The 22789-nt window shown below is 67.0% G+C and carries 24 protein-coding genes; 13 read left to right on the forward strand and 11 right to left on the reverse strand.

What is annotated here, in order from left to right:
• Positions 1–2 precede the first annotated feature (2 nt).
• Complete coding sequence (locus tag OEJ37_RS19300; RefSeq protein ID WP_174420603.1) at positions 3–527, reverse strand: gamma carbonic anhydrase family protein; 525 nt, start codon at positions 525–527, stop codon at positions 3–5.
• 143 nt (positions 528–670) lie between these two features.
• Here OEJ37_RS19300 and OEJ37_RS19305 point away from each other — a divergent pair, with 143 nt between their 5' ends.
• From OEJ37_RS19305 to OEJ37_RS19350, 10 genes are all read left to right on the forward strand, one after another.
• A complete protein-coding gene (locus tag OEJ37_RS19305; RefSeq protein WP_263345127.1) occupies positions 671–1528 on the forward strand; it encodes a ferritin-like domain-containing protein in 858 nt (285 codons plus the stop codon).
• A gap of 185 nt (positions 1529–1713) precedes the next feature.
• Complete coding sequence (locus tag OEJ37_RS19310; protein WP_263345128.1) at positions 1714–2604, forward strand: alpha/beta fold hydrolase; 891 nt, start codon at positions 1714–1716, stop codon at positions 2602–2604.
• A 76-nt stretch (positions 2605–2680) separates the two neighbouring features.
• A complete protein-coding gene (locus OEJ37_RS19315; protein ID WP_174420606.1) occupies positions 2681–3511 on the forward strand; it encodes a 3',5'-nucleoside bisphosphate phosphatase in 831 nt (276 codons plus the stop codon).
• Between the two features lie 72 nt (positions 3512–3583).
• On the forward strand, positions 3584–4216 hold the full coding sequence (locus OEJ37_RS19320; protein ID WP_174420607.1) for an L-threonylcarbamoyladenylate synthase: 633 nt from the start codon (positions 3584–3586) through the stop codon (positions 4214–4216).
• 50 nt (positions 4217–4266) lie between these two features.
• Positions 4267–4929, forward strand: coding sequence for a site-2 protease family protein (locus tag OEJ37_RS19325; protein WP_263345130.1), 663 nt, complete (start codon positions 4267–4269; stop codon positions 4927–4929).
• 8 nt (positions 4930–4937) lie between these two features.
• Positions 4938–6140, forward strand: a complete 1203-nt coding sequence (locus OEJ37_RS19330; protein ID WP_174420608.1) for a tryptophan--tRNA ligase — start codon at positions 4938–4940, stop codon at positions 6138–6140.
• A gap of 14 nt (positions 6141–6154) precedes the next feature.
• A complete protein-coding gene (locus tag OEJ37_RS19335; protein WP_175941591.1) occupies positions 6155–6757 on the forward strand; it encodes a class I SAM-dependent methyltransferase in 603 nt (200 codons plus the stop codon).
• A gap of 46 nt (positions 6758–6803) precedes the next feature.
• Positions 6804–7709, forward strand: coding sequence for a 4-hydroxy-tetrahydrodipicolinate synthase (dapA, locus tag OEJ37_RS19340; protein WP_174420610.1), 906 nt, complete (start codon positions 6804–6806; stop codon positions 7707–7709).
• A gap of 111 nt (positions 7710–7820) precedes the next feature.
• Positions 7821–8963, forward strand: a complete 1143-nt coding sequence (gene bamC / locus OEJ37_RS19345) for an outer membrane protein assembly factor BamC (protein ID WP_174420611.1) — start codon at positions 7821–7823, stop codon at positions 8961–8963.
• Positions 8964–8967: 4 nt separating this feature from the next.
• Positions 8968–9744, forward strand: a complete 777-nt coding sequence (locus OEJ37_RS19350) for an MBL fold metallo-hydrolase (RefSeq protein WP_174420612.1) — start codon at positions 8968–8970, stop codon at positions 9742–9744.
• Between the two features lie 114 nt (positions 9745–9858).
• Here OEJ37_RS19350 and OEJ37_RS19355 read toward each other — a convergent pair whose 3' ends face one another.
• The 3 genes from OEJ37_RS19355 to OEJ37_RS19360 are packed head-to-tail and all read right to left on the reverse strand — an operon-like array spanning position 9859 to position 11574.
• Positions 9859–10122: a hypothetical protein gene (locus OEJ37_RS19355; RefSeq protein ID WP_041493100.1), complete on the reverse strand. Its 264-nt coding sequence runs from the start codon at positions 10120–10122 to the stop codon at positions 9859–9861.
• The gene (locus OEJ37_RS35140; protein ID WP_011657350.1) at positions 10052–10297 is read right to left on the reverse strand and encodes a hypothetical protein; all 246 of its coding nucleotides are present in this window, start codon (positions 10295–10297) and stop codon (positions 10052–10054) included. The genes OEJ37_RS19355 and OEJ37_RS35140 overlap by 71 nt, the downstream gene beginning before the upstream one ends.
• 56 nt (positions 10298–10353) lie before the next feature.
• A complete protein-coding gene (locus tag OEJ37_RS19360) occupies positions 10354–11574 on the reverse strand; it encodes a cupin domain-containing protein (RefSeq protein WP_263345131.1) in 1221 nt (406 codons plus the stop codon).
• Positions 11575–11606: 32 nt separating this feature from the next.
• On the opposite strand from OEJ37_RS19360, the gene OEJ37_RS19365 reads away from it, so the two are divergent.
• Positions 11607–12149, forward strand: a complete 543-nt coding sequence (locus tag OEJ37_RS19365; protein ID WP_034183585.1) for a peptidylprolyl isomerase — start codon at positions 11607–11609, stop codon at positions 12147–12149.
• On the opposite strand, the gene OEJ37_RS19370 is transcribed toward OEJ37_RS19365, so the two are convergent.
• The 5 genes from OEJ37_RS19370 to OEJ37_RS19390 all read right to left on the reverse strand — a co-directional run bounded on the left by OEJ37_RS19370 (position 12129) and on the right by OEJ37_RS19390 (position 19161).
• Positions 12129–13400, reverse strand: a complete 1272-nt coding sequence (locus OEJ37_RS19370; RefSeq protein WP_175941596.1) for a hypothetical protein — start codon at positions 13398–13400, stop codon at positions 12129–12131. The two genes, OEJ37_RS19365 and OEJ37_RS19370, sit on opposite strands and share 21 nt — an antisense overlap.
• Entirely contained in the window at positions 13381–16038 is a 2658-nt protein-coding gene (mutS, locus tag OEJ37_RS19375; RefSeq protein ID WP_174420348.1) for a DNA mismatch repair protein MutS, read from the reverse strand. The genes OEJ37_RS19370 and mutS overlap by 20 nt, the downstream gene beginning before the upstream one ends.
• 208 nt (positions 16039–16246) lie before the next feature.
• On the reverse strand, positions 16247–17869 hold the full coding sequence (locus OEJ37_RS19380; RefSeq protein WP_174420349.1) for an NAD(P)/FAD-dependent oxidoreductase: 1623 nt from the start codon (positions 17867–17869) through the stop codon (positions 16247–16249).
• A 171-nt stretch (positions 17870–18040) separates the two neighbouring features.
• Positions 18041–18202: a hypothetical protein gene (locus OEJ37_RS19385; protein ID WP_174420350.1), complete on the reverse strand. Its 162-nt coding sequence runs from the start codon at positions 18200–18202 to the stop codon at positions 18041–18043.
• 155 nt (positions 18203–18357) lie between these two features.
• Positions 18358–19161, reverse strand: a complete 804-nt coding sequence (locus OEJ37_RS19390) for an inositol monophosphatase family protein (protein ID WP_072437022.1) — start codon at positions 19159–19161, stop codon at positions 18358–18360.
• A gap of 280 nt (positions 19162–19441) precedes the next feature.
• Between OEJ37_RS19390 and OEJ37_RS19395 the strand changes: the two genes are divergently transcribed.
• Both OEJ37_RS19395 and cysE read left to right on the forward strand, forming a co-directional pair.
• Complete coding sequence (locus OEJ37_RS19395; protein ID WP_175920272.1) at positions 19442–20266, forward strand: RNA methyltransferase; 825 nt, start codon at positions 19442–19444, stop codon at positions 20264–20266.
• 295 nt (positions 20267–20561) lie between these two features.
• Positions 20562–21335 (forward strand): serine O-acetyltransferase, encoded by a 774-nt coding sequence (cysE, locus tag OEJ37_RS19400; RefSeq protein ID WP_175920271.1) that lies wholly within the window; start codon positions 20562–20564, stop codon positions 21333–21335.
• Positions 21336–21384: 49 nt separating this feature from the next.
• On the opposite strand, the gene OEJ37_RS19405 is transcribed toward cysE, so the two are convergent.
• Positions 21385–22185, reverse strand: coding sequence for a UDP-2,3-diacylglucosamine diphosphatase (locus tag OEJ37_RS19405; RefSeq protein ID WP_174420353.1), 801 nt, complete (start codon positions 22183–22185; stop codon positions 21385–21387).
• Positions 22186–22210: 25 nt separating this feature from the next.
• On the reverse strand, positions 22211–22702 hold the full coding sequence (locus OEJ37_RS19410) for a peptidylprolyl isomerase (protein ID WP_006478428.1): 492 nt from the start codon (positions 22700–22702) through the stop codon (positions 22211–22213).
• Between the last annotated feature and the right edge of the window lie 87 nt (positions 22703–22789).

A 22789-nucleotide genomic window follows, 5' to 3' on the forward strand; every position in this document is an offset into this window, starting at 1 on the left:
AATCACCCGATCCGCACGAGTTGCTCCTTGAAATGCGCACGCCGCTCGACGTATGTCTTCGCGTTCGCGCGCAGCCGCGCGATGTCTTCTGCCGACAACTCGCGCACGACTTTCGCCGGTGCGCCGAGAATCAGCGAGTTGTCCGGGAACGTCTTGCCTTCCGTCACGACCGCGCCGGCACCAACCAGACAGTTGCGGCCGATGACCGCTCCATTCAAGACCACCGCCTGAATACCGATCAGCGAACCTTCGCCGATCGTGCAGCCGTGCAGCATTGCCTGGTGCCCGATCGTCACGTTTTCGGCAATCGTCAGCGGAAAACCCGGGTCCGTGTGCAGTACCGCGCCTTCCTGGACGTTGCTGCCGGCGCCGACCGCAATCGTCTCGTTGTCGCCGCGTATCGTCGCGCCGAACCAGACGCTCGCGTTTTCGTCGAGCACGACCTTGCCGATGATGGCCGCCGTATCGGCGACGAATACGCTTTCGTGGATCGTCGGGGCTGTATCGCCCAGCTTGTAGATCGTCACGGAGTCTCCTTGTCTCTTCGAGGATGGGCGCCGGTAGAATGGCGCGTCTGGTTTGCCCGGCGCATTGCGCCGCGGAACGATCGCATATTGTAAACCGTCGCGTGCGTGTGCTCCCGCGATGCGCGTGCAGGGTGTCCCCGTTTATGAGCATCGAGTCTTCTTCTTTCGGTCATGCGCCGGTTTGCGTGCGCCGCGCCGCGCTCGACGCGCTGCGCGCATCCGAACCCGCGGCCAAGGCCGCGCAGGTGCGCTCGCTGTACGACGCGCTGCTGGCCGGGCAGGCCGCGATCGCACCGTCGCTCGACCTGCGCGAACCCGCCGATCTGCCCGGGCGCCCGGCGCGCCCGGCGCTGGTCGAGCCGCGCCAGCTCGAGCGACGCAGCATGCGTTCGCCCGAAGGGCGCGCGGTGCTGCTGCACGCGCTCGCCCATATCGAATTCAATGCGATCAATCTGGCGCTCGATGCGGTCTGGCGCTTTGCGGGCCTGCCGGACGCCTTTTATGCGGACTGGCTGAAGGTCGCGGCCGAGGAGGCCTATCACTTCACGCTGCTGTCCGACCGGCTGGCGGCATTCGGGCATGCATACGGCGATTTTCCCGCGCACAACGGGCTGTGGGAGATGTGCGAGCGGACCCGGGGCGACGTGCTTGCGCGCATGGCGCTCGTGCCGCGCACGCTCGAGGCCCGCGGGCTCGATGCTTCGCCGCCGATCCGCGCGCGGCTCGCGCAGGCGGGCGATGACGCGTCGGCCGCGATCCTCGACGTGATCCTGCGCGACGAAGTCGGTCATGTCGCGATCGGCAACCGCTGGTTCCGGTATTTGTGCGACGCAACCGGCCGCGATCCGGTGCCGGCCTACCGTCAGCTCGCCGAGCAATACCATGCGCCACGGCTGCGTGGCCCGTTCAACTTCGATGCGCGTCGCGATGCCGGATTCGAGCAGGCCGAACTCGATGAACTGGCCGCGCAGGACGCAGCAGACGGAAGCGCAGTGCGTTAGCCGGATCGCGTTTCGCGTTCGGCAGCGTGTGTCTGCCGCGAGGTCGGCTTGCTCGCCCGGCTGGTGGCGGTTCCCGGCGGACCCTTGAGCGACTCGGCCGCTAGAGCTTGACCTCGAATGCCGGTCGCCTGAACGGAGGCGCCACCGCTATAATCGAACGATCATTCTTTTTTCTGGCGGCCGCAATGAGTGCATCGAGTTCTGTTTCCGATTTCGTCACGGTGCGCGGCGTGAAGCTGCATGTGCGGCGCTGGGGCCGGCCCGATGCGCCGACGCTGTTCATGTTGCACGGCTGGATGGACGTCGCGGCGTCGTTCCAGTTCGTCGTCGATGCGCTCGCGGGCGACTGGCAGGTGATCGCACCCGACGCGCGCGGCTTCGGGCTGTCCGACTGGCCGGTCGCGCGGCAGGGCGGCGGCCACTACTGGTTCCACGAATACCTGGGCGATCTCGATGCGCTCGTCGACCACTATGCGCCGACCGGCGAAGTCAACCTGGTCGGGCACAGCATGGGCGCGAACGTCGTGTGCCTGTACGCGGGCGCGCGGCCGGAACGCGTGCGGCGCGTGGTCGACCTCGAGGGTTTCGGGCTCGCGCCCGCGCGGGCCGAGCAGGCGCCGCGCCGGCTGCGCGGCTGGCTGGACGAACTGCGCGAGCCGCCCGCGCTGCGCCCGTACGCGTCCCTCGACGACGTGGCGGCGCGCCTGACCAGGACCAATCCGCGGCTCGACCCGCACCGCGCCGCATTCCTCGCCGCGCACTGGTCCAAGCGTGGCGACGACGGCCTTTACCACCTGCTCGCGGACCCCGCGCACAAGGTGCCCGGCCCGCTGCTATACCGGCTCGACGAGGTGATGGCCACCTGGACGCAGGTGCGCGCGAAGGTGCTGCACGTCGAGGCCGTCAATTCGCCGACGCTCGCGCACCTCGCCGGCGACATCCCGCTGTCGGAATTCAAGGCGCGTTTCAACGCGTTCCCCGACTGGCGCGAGAAGCTCGTCGAGGATGCCGGCCACATGGTGCATCACGACCAGCCCGAGCAGATCGCGGCGCTGATCGAGGCGTTCTGCGCGTAGGCGCGCGACGGCGGGGCAGGCCGGCGGCGCAATTGCCGCATTGCAGTAGAATGAAGCCTTATCTGCCAAGCCGACAATGAACGCTGATCTCCACTGCCATTCGAATGTTTCCGACGGGTTGCTGTCGCCTGCCGACGTCGCGCGCCGTGCCCATGCCGGCGGCGTGACCCTGTGGGCGCTGACCGACCACGACGAGATCGGCGGCCAGGCGGCGGCGCGCAGCGAGGCGGAGGCGCTCGGCATGCGTTACCTGAGCGGCGTCGAGATTTCGGTCACGTGGGCATCGCGCACGGTGCACATCGTCGGCCTGAACATCGATCCCGCGAACCCGGCGCTCGTCGACGGCCTGTACCGCACGCGCCACGGCCGCGCCGCGCGCGCGCTGGCGATCGGCGCGCAGCTCGAGACGCTCGGCATCCCCGGTGCGTACGAAGGCGCGCTGAAGTACGTATCGAATCCCGACCTGATCTCGCGCACGCACTTCGCGCGGTTTCTCGTCGAGCACGGCCACGCCGAATCGACGTCCGACGTGTTCGACCGCCTGCTCGGCGACGGCAAGCCCGGGTTCGTCCCGCATCGCTGGGCGACGCTGTCCGACGCGGTCGGGTGGATTCGCGCGGCGGGCGGCGAGGCCGTGGTCGCGCATCCGGGCCGTTACCGCTATACGCCCGTCGAATTCGACGCGTTCTTCGGCGAGTTCATCGATCTGGGCGGCCGCGCGATCGAGGTCATCACGGGCAGCCACACGCCCGACCAGTACCGCGAATACGCGGACGTTGCCCGCCGCTTCGGCTTCGAGGTGTCGCGCGGCTCGGATTTCCATGCGCCGGGCGAGGGCCGCGTCGAGCTCGGCGGCCTGCCGCCGCTGCCGTCCGACCTGACACCGGTCTGGGAGCGCTGGCTCTGACGCCGGGCGGCCGCCCGCCGCCCGCGTTGTGGTCGACGCGCGCATCCGACTTCTCCCTCTTTACGTGCTTTCATGTCCCAGTTCTTCAGGATTCATCCGGATAATCCGCAGCCGCGCCTGATCAAGCAGGCCGTGGAGATCATCGGCAAGGGCGGTGTGGTCGCGATGCCGACCGATTCGAGCTATGCGCTCGCGTGCCATCTCGACGACAAGGATGCGGTCGAGCGGGTGCGCCGGATTCGCGGCCTCGACGAGAAACAGCACCTGTCGCTGCTCGTGCGCGACCTGTCGGAGCTCGCCAACTTCGCGATGGTCGACAACCGCCAGTACCGGCTGATCAAGTCGGTGACGCCGGGCCCGTACGTATTCATCCTGCAGGCGACGAAAGAAGTGCCGCGCCGGCTGTCGCACCCGTCGCGCAAGACGATCGGGCTGCGCGTGCCCGATCACGCGATCACGCTCGCGTTGCTGGAATCGCTCGGCCAGCCGCTGCTCGGCACGACGCTGATCCTGCCGCCTGACGACGAGCCGCTCAACGATCCCGACGACATCCGTGCGCGGCTCGAGAAGCAGGTCGACCTCGTGATCGACGGCGGCGCGTGCCCGCGCGAGCCGTCGACGGTGATCGACCTGACCGGCGACGAGCCGGAGCTCGTGCGCGCGGGGCGCGGCGCGCTCGAACCGTTCGGACTCTCGGCCGCGTAAGCGCGCGCCGTTCCATTTTTGCGCGAGTGCGCTTGTTACAATAACGCGATATGGATGCTTCCCTGATACAGACCATCGCCGTCTACGCGCTGCCCGTGATCTTCGCGATCACGTTGCACGAGGCCGCGCACGGCTACGCCGCCCGCCTGCTCGGCGACAACACCGCCTACATGATGGGGCGCGTGTCGTTCAATCCGATGCGCCACATCGATCCGATCGGCACGATCGCGATCCCGCTCGCGATGTATTTCCTGACGGGCGGCGCGTTCCTGTTCGGCTATGCGAAGCCGGTGCCGGTTTCGTTCGGCAACCTGCGCGATCCGCGCTGGGGCAGCCTGTGGGTAGCGCTCGCCGGCCCGGCCTGCAACTTCGTGCAGGCGCTGATCTGGGGCCTGCTGACTCTCGTGCTGCCCGCGGTCGGCGTCGACGAGCCGTTCTTCACTCGGATGGCGTTTGCCGGCGTCAGCGCGAACCTCGTGCTCGGCGTGCTGAACCTGTTTCCGCTGCCGCCGCTCGACGGCGGCCGCATCCTGGCGGCGCTGCTGCCGCCGAAGCAATCGATCGTGCTGTCGCGCATCGAGCCGTACGGTTTCATCATCGTCCTCGTGCTGGTCGCGACGGGCGTGCTGACGAACTTCTGGCTGCGCCCGCTCGTCAACGTCGGCTACGCCGTGCTGAGCGCCATCCTGTCCCCATTCGCCTCGCTTTTCTAACGACAATCATGTTCCCAGAACGTATTTTCTCCGGCATGCGACCCACCGGGTCGCTGCACCTCGGTCATTACCACGGCGTGCTGAAAAACTGGGTGAAACTGCAGTCCGAGTACCCGTGCTTCTTCTGCGTCGTCGACTGGCATGCGTTGACGACGCACTACGAGACTCCCGAGGTCATCGAGAAGAACGTGTGGGACGTGCTGATCGACTGGCTCGCGTCCGGCATCGATCCGGCGCAGGCGACGCTGTTCATCCAGAGCAAGGTGCCCGAGCATGCGGAACTCGCGCTGCTGCTCGGCATGAGCACGCCGCTCGGCTGGCTTGAACGCGTGCCGACCTACAAGGAGCAGATGGAGAAGCTGAAGGACAAGGACCTGTCGACCTACGGCTTCCTCGGCTATCCGGTGCTGATGGCCGCCGACATCCTGCTGTATCGCGGCTCGCTCGTGCCGGTCGGCGAGGATCAGGTGCCGCACGTCGAGATGACGCGCGAGATCGCGCGCCGCTTCAACTACCTGTACGGCCGTGAGCCCGGTTTCGAGGAGAAGGCGCTCGACGCCGCGAAGAAGCTCGGCGGCAAGCGCGCGAAGCTCTATCACGAGCTGCGCAACGCGTATCAGCAGGAAGGCGACGACGAGGCGCTCGAGCAGGCGCGTGCGATGCTGCAGGAATCGCAGAGTCTGTCGATGAGCGACCGCGAGCGCCTGTTCGGCTATCTTGAAGGCGCGCGCAAGATCATTCTCGTCGAGCCGCAGGCGCTGCTGACCGAAGCGTCCCGGATGCCGGGCCTCGACGGGCAGAAGATGTCCAAGTCGTACGGCAACACGATCGGCCTGCGTGAAGACGCCGACACGATCACGAAGAAGGTCCGCACGATGCCGACCGATCCGGCGCGCGTGCGCCGCACCGATCCGGGCGACCCCGACAAGTGCCCGGTGTGGCAGCTGCATCAGGTCTATACGGACGAAACGACGCACGAGTGGGTGCAGCAGGGCTGCCGCTCGGCGGGCATCGGCTGCCTCGACTGCAAGCAGCCGGTCGTCGAAGGCATCCTGCGCGAGCAGCAGCCGATGCTCGAGCGCGCGCAGAAGTACATGGACGATCCGTCGCTGCTGCGCGCGATCGTCGCGGACGGTTGCGACAAGGCGCGCAAGTACGCGACGGAAACGATGCGCGACGTGCGCGACGCGATGGGCCTGTCGTACAACTGATCCGGTCCGCGCGCATGAACGAATCCGTCATCGCCGCCACGGGCGGCCACGTCGCACCGGCCGAGCCGTCGCGCTGGGTCGCCCGGTGGTCGCGGCTCGTCCCGGCGGGCGGCGCGGTGCTCGACGTCGCCGCGGGCGGCGGCCGCCATGCGCGCTGGTTCGCGTCGCACGGGCATCCGGTCGTCGCGCTCGACCGCGACCCGGCCGCGCTGGCCGCGTTGCGCACGATCTCGGGCGTCGATGCCCGCGACGCCGATCTCGAAGGCGCGCCGTGGCCGCTGCCGGCCGGCGAGCGGTTCGCCGCCGTGATCGTCACCCATTATTTGCATCGCCCGCTCTGGCCCCATCTACTCGATGCGGTGGCTCCGGGCGGCGTGCTCGTCTACGAAACTTTCGCGCAAGGAAACGAAACGGTCGGCAAACCGTCCAACCCCGCGTTCCTGCTCGCCCCGGGCGAGCTGCTGGACGCCGTGCACGGCCGCCTGCGGGTGGTCGCGTACGAGGATGGTTACGTCGCCGCGCCGCGCGAGGCGTTCGTCCAGCGTCTCTGCGCAGTGCGCGAGGGCGCGACCCCGAAGGCGGGGGCGGGAATTCCACGTTACGAACTGCCCGGCTAATCCGCTACAATCTCAACGTTTACCGGTACACAATCAATCGCGTTTCATGGCTAACGGCACCCAAGACGGCATTCAAATCCGCGGCAGCATCCCCGCGATCGTCACCCCGATGCTCGAAGACGGCAGTCTCGACCTGCCGGCGTTTCGCAAACTGATCGACTGGCACATCGCGGAAGGCACCGATGCGCTCGTCGTGGTCGGTACGAGCGGCGAGTCGGCAACGCTCAACGTCGAAGAGCACATCCTGATGATCCGCACGGCGGTCGAGCATGCGGCGAAACGCATCCCGATCATCGCGGGCGCGGGCGGCAACTCGACCGCGGAGGCGATCGAGCTGACGAAGCACGCGAAGTCGGTCGGCGCGGACGCGACGCTGCAGGTCGTGCCGTACTACAACAAGCCGACGCAGGAAGGCATGTACCGTCACTTCAAGACGATCGCTGAAGCTGTCGACCTGCCGGTGATCCTGTACAACGTGCCGGGCCGCACGGTTGCCGATATGGCGAACGAGACGACGCTGCGCCTCGCGCAGGTGCCGGGCATCATCGGCGTGAAGGACGCGACCGGCAACATCGATCGTGCCGCGCACCTGATCAAGGCCGCGCCGAAGCATTTCGCGATCTACAGCGGCGACGATCCGACCGCGATCGCGCTGATGCTGCTCGGCGGCCACGGCAACATCTCGGTGACGGCGAACGTCGCGCCGCGCGCGATGAGCGAGCTGTGCCGCGCGGCGCTGGCCGGCGACGTGCAGACGGCCCGCGAGCTGCACATGAAGCTGCTGTCGCTGCACAAGAACCTGTTCATCGAGGCGAACCCGATTCCGGTGAAGTGGGCGCTGCAGGCGATGGGCAAGATGCAGGGCGGCATCCGGCTGCCGCTCACGGCGCTCGACGAGCGCTACCACGATGCCGTGCGTTCGGCCCTCGTCGAGGCCGGCGTCCTCGCATGATGCCGAGGCGGCCGCGTCCTGCGGCCGCCGGCTCGACCCCTGATCAACCCGCACCGGCCGGCTCCGTCCGGCGCCGCTCCTGACGAGCGTTCAAGCAAGACGAAGGATTTCATGAAACGTTTCGCCTTTTCCTCTCGCGCCATCCAGATGTCGGTGGTGGTGCTGGCGCTGGGCGCGCTCGCCGGCTGCGATACGCTGAACGACTACCTGGCCCCTGACCGGGTCAACTACAAGAACACCGGTTCGGCGCCACCGCTCGCGGTGCCGAGCGACCTGAAGCCGGTGCCGACGACCCAGCAGTTCGTCGCGCCGCCGACCAACGCGGGGCTCGGCACGCTGCCGCCGCGGGTCACGACGCAGGCCGGCAACGCGACCGACGGCATTCCGAGCGCGCAGGATCCGCTCGGCATGCACATCGAGCGCGACGGCGATCGTCGCTGGCTCGTCGTCGATGGCCGGACGCCCGAGCAGCTGTGGCCGATCCTGAAGGAGTTCTGGCAGGAGAACGGCTTCTCGCTGAAGACCGACGCGCCGTCGACGGGCATCATGGCTACCGACTGGGCCGAAAACCGCGCGAACATTCCCGACGACTGGTTCCGCCGCACGATCGGCAAGGTCATCGATTTCGCGTACTCGTCGGGCACGCGCGACCGTTTCCGGACGCTCGTGAACCGCACGTCGGACGGCAACACCGACATCTCGATCACGCACAGCGCGATGGAGGAAATGATGGTCGGCCCGCAGGGCGGCACGTCGTCGCGCTGGGAAGAGCGGCCGCGCAACCCGGTGCTCGAAGCCGTGTTCCTGTCGAAGCTGATGCAGAAGTTCGGCCTGACCGACGCGCAGGCGAAGCAACTGCTGACCGATGCACGTTCGGCAACGGCGCCGGCGCAGGTCAGCGACGCGAGCAGCGGCGCCGCGACGCTGCAACTGGCCGAATCGTTCGACCGTGCGTGGCTGCGCGTGGGCCTCGCGCTCGACCGTACCAACTTCACGGTCGACAATCGCGACCGCGAGAAGGGCGTGTACACCGTGCGCTATGCGAATTCGATGGAAGAGCTCAAGCGCGACGGCCTGTTCGGCAAGCTGTTCTATGGCGGTCCGGCGGCGGCGAAGCCGGGCAGGGAATTCCTGGTCAACGTGCGCGCGCAAGGCGCCGGCACGCAGGTCGCGGTGGTCGGCGCAAACGGCCAGGTCGACAACTCGTCGGACGCGCAGCGGATCATTTCGCTGCTCCACGCGCAGCTGAACTGAGCGCGTGCGATTCGCCAGCCTCGGAAGCGGCAGCGAAGGCAACGCGCTGGTCGTCGAGGCCTCGAGCGGCACGACGACCACTCGCGTGCTGCTCGACTGCGGCTTTTCTGCCAAGGAGGTCGAGCGCCGGCTCGGCCGACTGAATCTCGGCATCGATGATCTCGATGCGATCCTCATCACCCATGAACACAGCGACCACGTCGGCAGCGCGCTGACGCTCGCCCGGCGCGCGTCGCTACCGCTCTACATGAGCTGGGGCACCGCGCGCGCGGTAGGCGCGGACGAAGCCGATGTCGATCTCCACGTGCTGTGGGGCGACGAGACGGCCGCGATACGCGATCTGGCCGTCATGCCCTATACGGTCCCCCACGATGCACGCGAACCGCTCCAGTTCGTCTTTATGGACGGCGCCAGCCGGCTCGGCGTGCTGACGGACGTCGGGATGGCCACGCCGCACATCACGGCCGTCCTGAGCGGCTGTGACGCGCTGGTGCTCGAATCCAACCACGACACCGCGATGCTGGCCGCGAGCCGCTATCCGCAGTCGCTGAAGGCGCGGATCGGCGGCAACCACGGCCACCTGAGCAACGACGCGGCGGCCGACATCCTCGCGTCGCTCGAACGCAGCCGCCTCCAGCACTTGGTCGCGGCGCACCTGAGCCAGCAGAACAATCTGCCGGAACTGGCCCGCCAGGCGTTTGCCGGCGTGCTGGGGACGAGCGGGGAGGAGGTGGTCGTGGCCACGCAGGACGCGGGATTCGACTGGCTGATGCTCGGTTGAGCGAGGGCGGGGCCGCTATGGCGGCCCGGTGCGGCTGCCGGGCGATCGATCCGGAAACCGCAGACGTAAAAAAACCGGCCCGAGGGCCGGTTTTTTTTCAGCTGACGCTGAGGCTTACTGGCTTGCGCCCGAAGCCGGAGCAGCCGTCGCTGCCGAAGCAGCCGACGCCACTGCAGCAGCAGCATCGCTCGCAGCAGCCGTTGCCGACGAAGCAGCAGCCGAAGCGTCGCTCGCAGCACCAGCAACTGCCGAAGCAGCCGTCGAAGCAGCAGCAGCCGCGTCGCTTGCAGCCGACGAAGCAGCTTGATCAGCGCTCTTGTTGCAAGCAGCCAGTGCAACAGCAGCCAACAGGGAAGCTACGAGGAGGGATTTCTTCATGATCACGTCCTTTTATGGTTAAAGGTAAGCAACAGCGCGAAACAATACCGGTAATGTGCTCCAACACCGACCTGGGCCGCTGGTGGAGACGCACTTCTAGAGCGTGAATCTTCCCTACGGCTTGGGCGGAAATTATATGCACTTTCCTATCGACCGTCGACAAATGCGGGGTCAATACGTTGTCTTTCCCATACAGAATTTGATCTGTACGGGCATACGGGGCGACTCACACTAATTCCGGTCTCCGACCCGTATCCAGCCCGCACAATACCACTCGTGCAACAAAGCTGTCATCGAGGGGGCCCGGGATAGTGTTACAAACCGTTTCGCCTCCATCTGGCGTTGATTGGCCAGTTCGAGCAGCCATTCGCCGGCCTCCTCGAGCGGTCCTTCCTCGCCATTAATGAAGTACGATCGCGCGTTATACATCAATGCGGCCCTTCTGTCGAGGCACACGCCGCGACGTGACGCTTGCGCGACGAATGCGTCCTCGGACAGCGGGCGCGCGGGCGGGTCGAATACGACGTTCGGCTTGGGTTCGCTCAGGTAGCAGCCGAGGAATTCCGCGACCTCGCGCTTGCGCCAGCGGATTGCGTCGACGATCTCGGCGACGCGCTCGACCATTGCCGGAGGCAGTTGCGCGGGCGTGTCGACGGCCGGCTGCTTCGGATCGCGGTAGAGGTCGTCGCCGGCCCCGTCGTGCAGGCCGCCGCGCTCCGCGAGATAGTACAGGAACTGGGCGCCCAGCTCGCCGGCGGACGGGGCCCGGAAGCCGATCGAGCAGGTCATGCATTCGCCTTCGGCGATGCCGTCGTGCGCGATGTGCGGCGGCAGGTACAGCATGTCGCCTGGCTCCAGCACCCATTCGTCGCTCGGCTCGAAGTTTTCGAGGATTTTCAGCGGCACGTCTGGCTGCAGCGACAGGTCTTTCTGCGCGCCGACGCGCCAGCGCCGCCGGCCTTCGACCTGCAGCAGGAATACGTCGTATGAATCGAAGTGCGGGCCGACGCCGCCACCGTCGGTCGCATACGAGATCATCAGGTCGTCCAGCCGAGCGTCGGGGATGAAGCGGAAGCGGTCGAGCAACGTGCGTGCCGCGTCGACATGCAGGTTGAGCCCCTGCACGAGCAGGGTCCAGGACTTGCGCGTGACGGCCGGCAGCGAGCCGGACTCGAACGGACCGTGCGCCAGTTGCCACTTGTTACGAAAATGGGTGATCAGTCGCGATTCCGCGTCATAGTCGGATGCAAGCTCGAACAGCGCATCGCGCGTGACCGGCGACGCAACGCCGGGGATCGCCTGGCGGATCAGCAGCGGCTTCTTTTGCCAGTAGCCGCGCATGAATTGCGCCGGCGTAAGACCGCCGAGCAGCGGTGTGGGAAGATCGGAAGGCGGCGCGCCGAGCGGGGCGGCAGCGGCATCCCGCGGTTCGGCTGGAGACCGGTTGCGCATCGTATAATGACAGTTGTATTTGGGAGAATTGGATGAAAATCGCAAAAAACACCGTCGTGTCGGTCACTTACAAGCTGTCGGATGCACAGGGCAATCTGATCGAGGAAAGCGACGAGCCGATGGTCTATCTGCACGGCGGCTATGATGGCACGTTCCCCAAGATCGAGGAACAGCTCGACGGGCACGAGCCGGGTTACCAGGCGCAGATTCAGCTCGAGCCGCAGGACGCGTTCGGCGACTACGATCCCGAACTCGTGAAGATCGAGCCGCGCGATCGTTTTCCCGAGCCGCTCGAAGTAGGCATGCAGTTCGAAGGCACGCCGGAAGACGGCGACGAGGACGTCGATTCGCTGATCTATACGGTCACCGACGTCGCCGAAGACAAGGTCGTGCTCGACGGCAATCACCCGCTGGCAGGCATGGCGCTGCGTTTCGCACTCACGGTGAAGGACGTTCGCGAAGCAACCGAAGACGAAATTGAGCACGAACACGCGCATGGCGCGGAAGGGCTCGAGATTGTCGACGAGGACGAAGACGAAGACGGCGAATCGCCGTCAGGGCGTACCCTGCACTGAACTCGCAGGCAGGCCGGGTGCCGGCCCCGATGCAGGGGGCGGTGCCGGCCACGACGCGCTGCCGGGCGCGGCGCCGTCCCCCTGCAGTGGCGGCGCGACCGACGACGAGTCGGGTAGCGCCGGCAACGCGGGGATTTCCGGCATCTGCGGCAGCGGGACATCGTCGTGCGGCACGAGCGGCAGCGCGGGCGGCACGGGCAGGTTCTTCGGCACTTCCTGCAGGCTCACGTTGAAGATCGTCTGTCGCGCCGGCGACACGCTCACCCGTACCCACTGATTCGCCGGATTGCGCGGTCCGATCGCGACGCGCGTCACGTTTCCTACCAGTTCGCCGTCGTCGGCCCGCAGCGGGCGATCGATCAGAAAGCCGCTCGCAAGCGGTTGGCCGCTCGCGTGCATCACCAGTATCGGGCCGCGGAACGTCGCCGCCGCCTTCACCAGCGTTCGTTTCAACTCGCGGAAGCCGTCGCGCACGCGCGGCCGGTTGAAACGCAGCCACGCGAACCGTTCCGAGCGTTCATGACGTTCGAATTGAGGATCGCCTTCGAAAATCACCACCATCGCACGCGCCTCGCGCCGCTTCGCGTATTCGGCTGCGTGGTCGATCCAGAACCCGTTTGCGACGACGCGATCCTCGAATTCGCCGTTGCGGCCGCCGGCCGTCAGGAAATGGTTGTTCGGCGCCGGTGCGTTGAGTGCGACATAGACGATGTCGTCGCGCATCCAGCGTGCGTTTTCGCGATACGGCCGGAACCGGGCGATTTCGCTTTCCCGCGTGATCTGCAGCGCGCCGGGGTCGGGCAGCGCCGAATCGGCGAGCAGCGTCTGCCGCAGGAAGTCGAGCCGCTCGACCGGATCGTAGCTGCCGCCGGCCACGGTGTTGCACGTCACCCAGTCGTCGTGGCCGGGGATGAATACGAGCGGCACGCGTGCGGCGTCCAGGATCGCGCCGCGCTGCGAATACAGCGCATCGCGGCACGCTTCCTTCGAGCCCTTGAGATCGCCCGCATAGACGACGAAAGCGAGGTTGCGCTCGCGCGCGATCGAGTCGAGCAGCCGCTGGGTCGCCGGTTCGTCCGCCGGTACGTTGATGACGCCCGACACGACCGCGAACGAGTAGGGCGCGGTGGCGCGCTTCGGCGGTGCCGCCAGCGCACCGGCCTGCGCGAGCGCGAGCACCGCCGCGGCGAGCGCGGCGGCGGCGCGGGCCGGCAGGCGCCGCGGGATGCGCTTACGCGTGCCCGTCGGCATCGTGCGACCGGACCAGCGTGCGCAGTTCGTACAACAGGTCGAGCGCCTCGCGCGGCTTGAGATCGTCGGGATCGATGTCGCGCAGCTTCTCGAGCGCCGGATGCGGCGTGTCGGGCAGCGCCGGCGCGTCCGCGCACTCGAAATCGTCGGCGACTACCGGCTGCGCGCTGAACAGATCGAGTTGCGGCGTGTGCTGTACCGCCGACTGCTGTTCGAGATACGCGAGGTGCTTGCGCGCGGCGCGGATCACGGGCGCCGGGACGCCCGCGAGCTGCGCGACCTGGAGGCCGTAGCTCTGGTTCGCCGGGCCTTCGTTGACCGCGTGCAGGAACACGATGCCGTGGCCGTGCTCGACGGCCGACAGGTGCACGTTGGCCGCTTGCGGGAATTCGGCCGGCAGTTGCGTCAGCTCGAAGTAGTGCGTCGCGAACAGCGTGTAGCAGGCGTTGTGCGCAAGCAGGTGGCGCGCGATGGCCCACGCGAGCGCGAGGCCGTCGAACGTCGACGTGCCGCGGCCGATCTCGTCCATCAGCACGAGGCTTTGCGGGGTTGCGTCGTTGAGGATCGCCGCGGCCTCGGTCATCTCGACCATGAACGTCGAACGGCCGCCCGCGAGATCGTCGGCCGCGCCGATGCGCGTGAAGATCCGGTCGATCGGACCGAAGCATGCGGACTTCGCCGGCACGTAGCTGCCGACGTAAGCCATCAGCGCGATCAGTGCGGTCTGCCGCATGAACGTCGATTTACCGCCCATGTTCGGACCGGTGATCAGCAGCAGCTTGCGCTCGGTGCCGAACCGGCAGTCGTTCGCGATGAACTGCTCGACCTGCGCTTCGACGACCGGGTGGCGGCCCTGTTCGATTTCGATGCCGATCTCGTCGGTGAAGGTCGGCGCGACCCAGTCGAGCGAGCGCGCGCGTTCGGCGAATGCGGCGAGCAGGTCGAGCTCGGCGAGTGCCGACGCGACGCGCTGGCACTCGGGGATGAACGGCAGCAGCGCCTGCAGCACCGCGTCGTACAGCGCGCGCTCGCGCGCCAGTGCGCGTTCCTGCGCGGACAGCGCCTTGTCCTCGAAGGTCTTCAGTTCGGGCGTGATGTAGCGCTCGGCGTTCTTCAGCGTCTGGCGGCGGCGGTAGTCGTCGGGCACCTTGTCGGTCTGGCCGCGCGTGACCTCGATGTAGAAGCCGTGCACCTTGTTGTATTCGACGCGCAGGTTCGCGATGCCGGTGCGCGTGCGTTCGCGCGCTTCGAGATCGATCAGGAACTGCCCGCAGTTCTCCGAGATGTCGCGCAACTCGTCGAGCTCGGCGTCGTAGCCGCGCGCGATCACGCCGCCGTCGCGCACCATGGCGGCCGGCTCTGGCGCAATCGCGCTCGTCAGCAGGTCGAGGCATTCGGCGGGCGGCGCGAGCGCAGCGTCGACACGGGTGAGCGCGTCCGCATTCGCGACGATCGCGCTGATGCGCTCGCGCAGCGCCGGCAACGCGGCGAACGTGTCGCGCAGGCTCGACAGGTCGCGCGGGCGCGCGGACAGCAGCGCGAGACGCCCGGTGATCCGTTCGACGTCGGCGATCTGGCGCAGTGCACTGCGCAGCGCATCGAGGCTCGCGTTCGCCGGTGCATCGAGCAGCGCGCCGATTGCCTGCTGACGCGATTGTGCGGCGACCGACGCACGCGGCGGGTGATGCAGCCAGTGGCGCAGCAGGCGGCTGCCCATCGTCGTGCAGCAGGTGTCGAGCAGTGAATACAGCGTCGGCGATTCGGTGCCGCGCAGCGTCTCGGTCAGTTCGAGGTTGCGGCGCGTGGCCGGATCGAGCCCGATGTATTCGGTTTCGTTCTCGACCTTCAGGCTGCGCACGTGCCGCAGTTGCTGGCCTTGCGTAGCCGCTGCATAGAGCAGCAGCGCGCCCGCGGCGCCGCAGGCGCTCGTCAACGAATGTGCACCGAAACCGTCGAGGCTCGCGACATCGAGCTGGTCGCACAGGCGCTGCGTGCCCGACGCGATGTCGAAGTGCCACGCCGGCACGCGCTTGGTTGCACCCGTGCCTGCCGGCACGGCGTCGGTCGCGCCGTCCGCCGTCAGGATTTCGGCCGGCCGGATGCGCTCGAGCGCGGCGCCGAGCTGCTCGGGCTCGATTTCGGCGAGCCGCAGCGCGCCGCTTGCGAGGTTCAGCCACGCGAGGCCGATGTTGACCGCGACGCCGCGCTTGTTGTGGCCCGTGCACATCGCGAGCAGGTAGACGTCGTTCTTGTCGGACAGCAGCGCGGCATCGGTCAACGTGCCGGGCGTGACGACACGCACGACCTTGCGCTCGACCGGACCCTTCGACGTGGCCGGATCGCCGATCTGCTCGCAGATCGCGACCGACTCGCCCATCTTCACGAGCTTCGCAAGATATTGCTCGACCGCGTGATGCGGCACGCCGGCCATCTTGATCGGCGTGCCGGCCGATGCGCCGCGCTGCGTGAGGGTCAGGTCGAGCAGGCGCGAGGCCTTTTCGGCATCTTCGAAAAACAGCTCGTAGAAGTCGCCCATCCGGTAGAACACGAGCGTGTCGGGATGGTCGGCCTTGATGCGCAGGTACTGCTGCATCATCGGGGTGTGGCCTGCAAAGGCCTCGGGCGACAGCGTGGTCATAGGTCAGGCATCAGGTTGTTGCTTTGGTTGCCCGAGTTTACCAGCGGCCCCGACGTACGAGCGCGAAGTTCGCCGTTCGGCCAGCCGCCGGAGCTCGCGCCCGGCGGCTGTCGGCCCATACGGTGATTCGACTTCGCTCTCGGGCGGAGATTCGAAAATCGGCTTCGCTGGGCTCATGGAGCCTCGCGCGCCGATCCTGTCCGGCACCTCAGGACGCGTGCGCCGACGTCATGCTGAGTGCCACCGCTTGCGCGACTTCGATGCCGTCGATGGCTGCCGAATAGATGCCACCCGCATACCCCGCGCCTTCGCCGGCCGGATACAGGCCTTCGACGTTCATGCTTTGGTAATCGTCTTTGCGTCGAACCCGGATCGGCGACGAAGTGCGCGTCTCCACACCGGTGAGCACGGCATCGTGCATCGCGAAGCCCGCGATCTTCTTGTCGATCTGCGGCAATGCTTCACGGATTGCTTCGATCACGTAGTCCGGGAGCGCGGTACTGAGGTCGGTCGGATTCACGCCTGGCTTGTACGACGGCTCCACCGAGCCCAGCGACGTCGACGGCCGGCCTGCGATGAAATCGCCGACCAGCTGGCCCGGCGCGCGGTAATCGCCGCCGCCGAGTTCGAACGCGCGCTCTTCCCATTTGCGTTGGAACGCGATGCCCGCCAGCGGACCGCCGGGATAGTCTTCCGGCGTGATGCCGACGACGATGCCCGCATTCGCGTTGCGCTCGGCCCGGGAATACTGGCTCATGCCATTGGTGACCACGCGGCCCGGCTCGGAGGTCGCCGCGACCACCGTGCCGCCGGGGCACATGCAGAAGCTGTAGACCGCGCGCCCATTGCTGCAGTGGTGGACCACCTTGTAGTCGGCCGCACCGAGTTGCTTGTGGCCCGCAAACTTGCCGAAGCGGCTGCGATCGATCAGCCCCTGCGGATGTTCGATCCGAAAACCCAGCGAAAACGGCTTGGCTTCGATATACACGCCGCGATCGTGCAGCATCTGGAAGGTGTCGCGCGCGCTGTGGCCCACGGCCAGCACCACATGGTCGCACCGGAGCGTTTCACCGTTCGAGAGCTTGAGCGAGCGCACCTTGCCCTGATCGATTTCGATGTCGTCGACCCGGGTTTCGAAGCGTACTTCACCACCCAGTTCATGGATGGAAGCGCGCATTTTTTCCACCATGCTGACGAGGCGGAACGTGCCGATGTGCGGCCGGCTCAGATACAGGATGTCTTCCGGCGCACCGGCCTTGACGAATTCGTCCAGGACCTTGCGGCCATAGTGATGGGGATCCTTGATCTGGCTGTACAGCTTGCCGTCGGAAAACGTCCCGGCGCCGCCTTCGCCGAACTGCACGTTGGATTCGGGATTGAGTACGCTCTTGCGCCACAGGCCGAAGGTGTCCTTGGTGCGCTCGCGCACGGCCTTGCCACGCTCGAGGATGATGGGGCGGAAGCCCATCTGCGCGAGGATCAGTCCTGCAAACAGGCCGCACGGCCCCATGCCGATGACAACGGGGCGCAGGAAAGCGGTGTGCTCGGGGGCCTTCGTGACAAAGTGGTACGCCATATCGGGCGTCACGCTGCAATGCGGCGTGCCGGCGAGTCTCTTGAGCGCAGCCGCTTCGTCCTTGACTTCGACATCGACGATGTACGTCAGCTTGATGTCGGAGCGCTTGCGCGCATCGTGTGCACGGCGGAACACGGTGTAACGGAGGAGCCCGTCTGCCGGTACGCCAAGGTCCGCGAGACGCGCGCGAATCGCGGCTTCGAGCGCGCTTTCGGGATGGTCGAGGGGGAGTTTAACTTCGCTTAGCCGTAACATGGGTACTCGGATGCTGTCGCCACGGCGTCGTGGCGGTGTTGAAACAGGCGGGGCCGGCATGCTGGTGGCGGCGTTGTTCGCCGCGCGGGCATCTCGGACGCGAACCATTCATCGCTGGAACAAGCTGTACGAGGGGCTGCACACTGACCAGGCCGGACAACGCGGGCAACTTCAGGACGGGAGCATGAAGCGCCCCTTGAGCGGGGAAGATTTTTCCGCCGCCGAATCATCGGGATGCGAAAGTCGCTCCATCATGACGGTGCCGGCGGGCGGTCGGTGCGAAAGCCGCGCCAGGCGGGCATAGCCGCCCTTGTCGTTCATGCTGGTCAACATAGCACATCGATATCGATGCCACGCACAATTGCGGCCACCAGGGGAAAGGGCGGTAGCGGCATGCTACGCACGCGGCATCCCTTTGCCAACGGCCCGTGCCGCACGAAGCGGACACGGGCCGTCGAAGCGCGCCGCACGGGCGGTGCGGGCGGCGATTACTCCGCCGCCGGATGCACGCGGGTGTAGCGATTCAGGATCGGAATCATCTGCGCGTAGATCTTCGGGTTCGCGGCGACGATCTCGTGGCGATGCAGGAAATCGGCATCGCCCGTGTAGTTGCCGACGAGGCCGCCGGCCTCGGTGATCAGCAGGCTGCCCGCCGCCATGTCCCACACGTTGATGCCCTGCTCGAAGAACGCGTCGAGACGGCCAGCCGCGACGTTCGCGAGGTCGAGTGCCGCGGCGCCCGGACGGCGCAGGCCCGTGCAGGCCTGCGTCATTTCGGTGAAGAGGCGCGCGTACGCGTCGAGGCCGTCCTTCTCGCGGAACGGGAAGCCCGTGCCGACCAGTGCGTCGGACAGGCGGTCGCGGCGGCCGACGCGGATGCGGCGATCGTTCAGGTACGCGCCGCGGCCACGCGTGGCCGTGAACAGGTCGTTCTTGTTCGGATCGTAGACGACGGCCTGCGTGACGACACCCTTGTGCTCGAGCGCGATCGATACGCAGTAGTACGGGAAACCGTGGATGAAGTTGGTCGTGCCGTCGAGCGGATCGATGATCCACTTGAATTCGGATTCGTTCTCCGATTCGCCCGATTCCTCCGCGAGGATCGCGTGATCGGGGTAGGCGGTCTTCAGCGTCTCGATGATCGCCTCTTCGGCGGCCTTGTCCACTTCGGTGACGAAGTCGTTCTGCTGCTTCCTGCGGATCTCGATCAGGTCGAGATCGAGGGACGCGCGATTGATGATCTGTCCGGCGCGGCGCGCAGCCTTGACAGCAATGTTGAGCATGGGATGCATGAGCCTGGATCCTGTAGCCGGCGGCACGGGCCGCCACGAAGTGGAACAACCGCCCGGAACGGCGCAAGCGTGCCGGGCGAGGTGAGACGCAAATTGACAAAGAGCGGGGTACGACCCGCGCCGCACGGAGCGCGACGCGTAAAGGCATGATTTTACCCGATTTTTGGCGGTTTCAGGCGACCGGAATGCGGGCAAACCCCCACTGTCCGTCCGGACGAGTGGGTTTGCCGGGGCGATGGCGCTACCATACGGCCATTCTGATGAACCGAGTCGTATCGTAGTGGAAACCCCGCAGAACACCGCCGCGCCGTCCGAGTCGGGCGCGGACACGTCCCGGCCGCCGTCCGGCGGCTTCACGTCCACCCGTTTCGTGCTCGTCGAGCCGAGCCATCCCGGCAATGTCGGGGCGGCCGCCCGCGCGCTGAAGACGATGGGCTTCTCGCGTCTCGTGCTGGTTGCGCCGCGCGTGCCGCACGTGCAGAGCGACCCCGAGGCGATCGCGATGGCCAGCGGCGCGGACGACGTCCTCGCGTCCGCGCATGTCGTGCCGACGCTTGGCGACGCGCTGTCCGGTGTTCACTGGTCGATCGCGCTGACCGCGCGCACGCGCGAATACGGACCGCCGCGCCTTGCACCGCGCGCGGCCGCCACGCAGGCGTGCGCGCAGGTCGGCGCGGGCGACATCGCGCTCGTGTTCGGCAACGAGCGCACGGGCCTCGCGAACGAGCATGTCGAGCAGTGCAGCGCGCTCGCGCACATCCCGGCGAACCCTGCATACAGCTCGCTGAATCTTGCACAGGCCGTGCAGGTGCTCGCGTACGAGCTGCGCGTCGCGTTTCTCGAGCAGGCGAGCGGGACTTCGCCGCAACCGTCGGCCGAGGCAGGCACGCTCGCGCAGAGCGACGAGATCGAGCGGATGTACGTGCACCTCGAGAACGCGCTGATCGCGCTCGATTTCCTCGACCCGCGCAATCCGAAGAAACTGATGCCGCGGCTGCGGCGCCTGTTCGCACGCACGGGCCTCGAGCGCGAGGAGGTCAACATCCTGCGCGGCGTCGCGAAGCACATCCTGCTGAAATCGGGCAAGCCCGACGGCGACGCGTAAGCGGTCGGCGCGCAGGCAACCGGGCGTTCCGGTGCAGCGTCCCGGCCGGGCAGGCGTTTTGTCGGCCTTCGGGAGTGCCGGGCCCCGAGCGTTTCCGACCGGCCGAACCTCCCGCAAACACCGCGACAGCGAGCCTCCCGCCCGAATACCCGCGCCGGCGGCGGGGTGAACGCGCGACCTCGTGCGGCCGTGTGCGACTGGCCCTACAATCGCCGGACGTCATAAGCAAATTACCCGGCGCGATAACGGCCGGTCATTGCCGGCGGTGCGCGCCGGCCTTTTCCCCGATCAGATCATGTTCACCAGATTGCGCGAAGACGTTGCAACGATTCGCGAGCGGGATCCCGCCGCTCGCAGTGCCTGGGAAGTGCTGACCTGTTATCCGGGGCTGCACGCGCTCGTGCTGCACCGTTTCGCGCACGCTTGCTGGCGCGCGAAGCGCTACTGGCTCGCGCGTTTTGCGTCGCAGGCCGGGCGGTTCCTGACGGGTATCGAGATCCACCCCGGTGCGACGATCGGCCGGCGCGTGTTCATCGATCACGGCATGGGTGTCGTGATCGGCGAGACGGCGATCATCGGCGACGACTGCACGATCTACCAGGGCGTGACGCTGGGCGGCACGTCGCTCACGCGCGGCGCGAAGCGCCACCCGACGCTCGAGGCCGGCGTGATCGTCGGCGCGGGCGCGAAGGTGCTCGGCGGTTTCACGGTCGGAGCGGGCGCGAAGATCGGTTCGAATGCGGTCGTCGTCAAGCCGGTGCCGGCGGGCGGCACGGCGGTTGGCAATCCGGCGCGCATCGTGATGCCGGCGCAGCCGAAGCCGCAGCCGGAACGCGCGGCGTTCTGCGCATACGGGATCACGCCGAACGCCGACGATCCGATGTCGCTGGCGATTCACGGCCTGATCGATCATGCGGCGAAGGAAAGCCGCCGCGTCGACGAGATCGTTGCGGCGCTCGAGCGGCTCGGCACGCATCTGGAAACGCTGCAGGGCGCGGATGCGGCGCGCCTCGACCTGCGCAGGCTGTCGGCGGTGCTGGAAGGAAAGTCGGTCGAGCGCCAGGCGTAATGCGAACTACACCGACGGCTGCCGGGTGGTGAGACGGCAGCCGTCGGTGTCAGTCGAGCGGCATCGCATGGATGCCTTCCGCGTCGACGCGCAGGTAGCCGCCGCGCGGCCTGCCGTGGTCGAGATCCCAGTCGGGCAGCACCCAGCGGATGCCGCCCGGTTCGGCGTGGCTCGCGGGGCGGTGCGTGTGGCCGTGAATGATCACGGCCGCGCGGCTTTTCCGGAACAGCGCGGCCACGCCTTCACGCGTGACGTCATAGATCGCCGAAGCGGGGCGCATCCGGCCTGCTTCGCTGTTCGAGCGCATGCGTTGCGCGAGCGCGCGGCGCCAGCGGAGCGGCCACGCGAGAAACAGCCATTGCGCGACGCGGTTGCGTGCGAAGCGGCGGAACACCTGGTAGCCGCGGTCGGCCGTGCATTGCGCGTCGCCGTGCGCGAGCACGATGCGCTGGCCGAACGCCACGATCAGTGACGGATCCGGCAGCAGCATCGCGCCGGCTGCCTTCATGAAGCGCCGGCCGAGCAGGAAATCGCGGTTGCCGTGCATCACGTAGAGCGCGATCCCGCGCTCCGAGAGCGTGTGCATCAGCGCGGCCATGCGTGCCGCGAACGGATCGTCGTCGAGGATGTCGTCGCCGATCCAGTATTCGAACAGATCGCCGAGGATGAACACCGAGTCGGCGCTGTCGGCGGTGTATTTCACGAAATGCTCGAACGCGGCGACCGTCTTCGGGATCGCTTCGCTCAGGTGCAGATCGGAGAGAAACAGGAACGGGCGTGCGGCTTGCGCGTATTCGCGCTCGCCCGGCACGCCCGCGGAGACGCTTCGCGGCGGACTCTCCTGCAACATCGAAGTGCCTCCGTTATACCGTGTGTCAGACCACGACGGCCTTCTCGATCACGACGTCGTCGGTCGGCACGTCCTGGTGGAAGCCGGCGTTGCCCGTCTTGACGCCCTTGATCTTGTCGACCACGTCCTGGCCTTCGACGACCTTGCCGAACACCGCGTAGCCCCAGCCTTGCGGCGTCGGCGACGAGTGGTTCAGGAAGTCGTTGTCGTTCACGTTGATGAAGAACTGGGCGGTCGCCGAGTGCGGATCGTTCGTGCGCGCCATCGCGACCGTGTAGTTGTCGTTCTTCAGGCCGTTGTTCGCCTCGTTGTCGATCGGCGCGTCGGTCGGCTTCTGCTTCAGGCCCGGCTCGAAGCCGCCGCCCTGGATCATGAAGCCGTTGATCACGCGATGGAACACGGTGCCGTCGTAGTGGCCCTTCTTCACGTAGTTCAGGAAGTTCTCGACCGTCTTCGGTGCCTTGGCGGCGTCGAGCTCGAGCTTGATCACGCCGTGGTTCGTATGCAGTTCAACCATGATGAATTCCTTCGGTGAGGCGGTTTAAATGGCACGCGGCCGGTCGTGCGACGCGGCCGCGTGAGTCGCCGGACGTGCCGGCAGGTT

The organism is Burkholderia sp. BKH01 (assembly GCF_025685725.1).
Lineage (GTDB): Bacteria > Pseudomonadota > Gammaproteobacteria > Burkholderiales > Burkholderiaceae > Burkholderia > Burkholderia pyrrocinia_C.

Bases quoted from the DNA above. Each gene is read 5' to 3' on its own strand.
- OEJ37_RS19315 (WP_174420606.1), top strand. From the start codon at position 2,681: ATGAACGCTGATCTCCACTGCCATTCGAATGTTTCCGACGGGTTGCTG.
- OEJ37_RS19370 (WP_175941596.1), bottom strand. From the start codon at position 13,400: ATGCCGACGGGCACGCGTAAGCGCATCCCGCGGCGCCTGCCGGCCCGC.
- OEJ37_RS19325 (WP_263345130.1), top strand. From the start codon at position 4,267: ATGGATGCTTCCCTGATACAGACCATCGCCGTCTACGCGCTGCCCGTG.
- OEJ37_RS19310 (WP_263345128.1), top strand. From the start codon at position 1,714: ATGAGTGCATCGAGTTCTGTTTCCGATTTCGTCACGGTGCGCGGCGTG.
- OEJ37_RS19365 (WP_034183585.1), top strand. From the start codon at position 11,607: ATGAAAATCGCAAAAAACACCGTCGTGTCGGTCACTTACAAGCTGTCG.
- OEJ37_RS19390 (WP_072437022.1), bottom strand. From the start codon at position 19,161: ATGCATCCCATGCTCAACATTGCTGTCAAGGCTGCGCGCCGCGCCGGA.
- OEJ37_RS19305 (WP_263345127.1), top strand. From the start codon at position 671: ATGAGCATCGAGTCTTCTTCTTTCGGTCATGCGCCGGTTTGCGTGCGC.
- OEJ37_RS19320 (WP_174420607.1), top strand. From the start codon at position 3,584: ATGTCCCAGTTCTTCAGGATTCATCCGGATAATCCGCAGCCGCGCCTG.
- OEJ37_RS19385 (WP_174420350.1), bottom strand. From the start codon at position 18,202: ATGTTGACCAGCATGAACGACAAGGGCGGCTATGCCCGCCTGGCGCGG.
- OEJ37_RS19410 (WP_006478428.1), bottom strand. From the start codon at position 22,702: ATGGTTGAACTGCATACGAACCACGGCGTGATCAAGCTCGAGCTCGAC.
- bamC (WP_174420611.1), top strand. From the start codon at position 7,821: ATGAAACGTTTCGCCTTTTCCTCTCGCGCCATCCAGATGTCGGTGGTG.
- OEJ37_RS19330 (WP_174420608.1), top strand. From the start codon at position 4,938: ATGTTCCCAGAACGTATTTTCTCCGGCATGCGACCCACCGGGTCGCTG.
- OEJ37_RS19380 (WP_174420349.1), bottom strand. From the start codon at position 17,869: ATGTTACGGCTAAGCGAAGTTAAACTCCCCCTCGACCATCCCGAAAGC.
- OEJ37_RS19335 (WP_175941591.1), top strand. From the start codon at position 6,155: ATGAACGAATCCGTCATCGCCGCCACGGGCGGCCACGTCGCACCGGCC.
- cysE (WP_175920271.1), top strand. From the start codon at position 20,562: ATGTTCACCAGATTGCGCGAAGACGTTGCAACGATTCGCGAGCGGGAT.
- OEJ37_RS19405 (WP_174420353.1), bottom strand. From the start codon at position 22,185: ATGTTGCAGGAGAGTCCGCCGCGAAGCGTCTCCGCGGGCGTGCCGGGC.
- OEJ37_RS19360 (WP_263345131.1), bottom strand. From the start codon at position 11,574: ATGCGCAACCGGTCTCCAGCCGAACCGCGGGATGCCGCTGCCGCCCCG.
- dapA (WP_174420610.1), top strand. From the start codon at position 6,804: ATGGCTAACGGCACCCAAGACGGCATTCAAATCCGCGGCAGCATCCCC.
- mutS (WP_174420348.1), bottom strand. From the start codon at position 16,038: ATGACCACGCTGTCGCCCGAGGCCTTTGCAGGCCACACCCCGATGATG.
- OEJ37_RS19355 (WP_041493100.1), bottom strand. From the start codon at position 10,122: ATGAAGAAATCCCTCCTCGTAGCTTCCCTGTTGGCTGCTGTTGCACTG.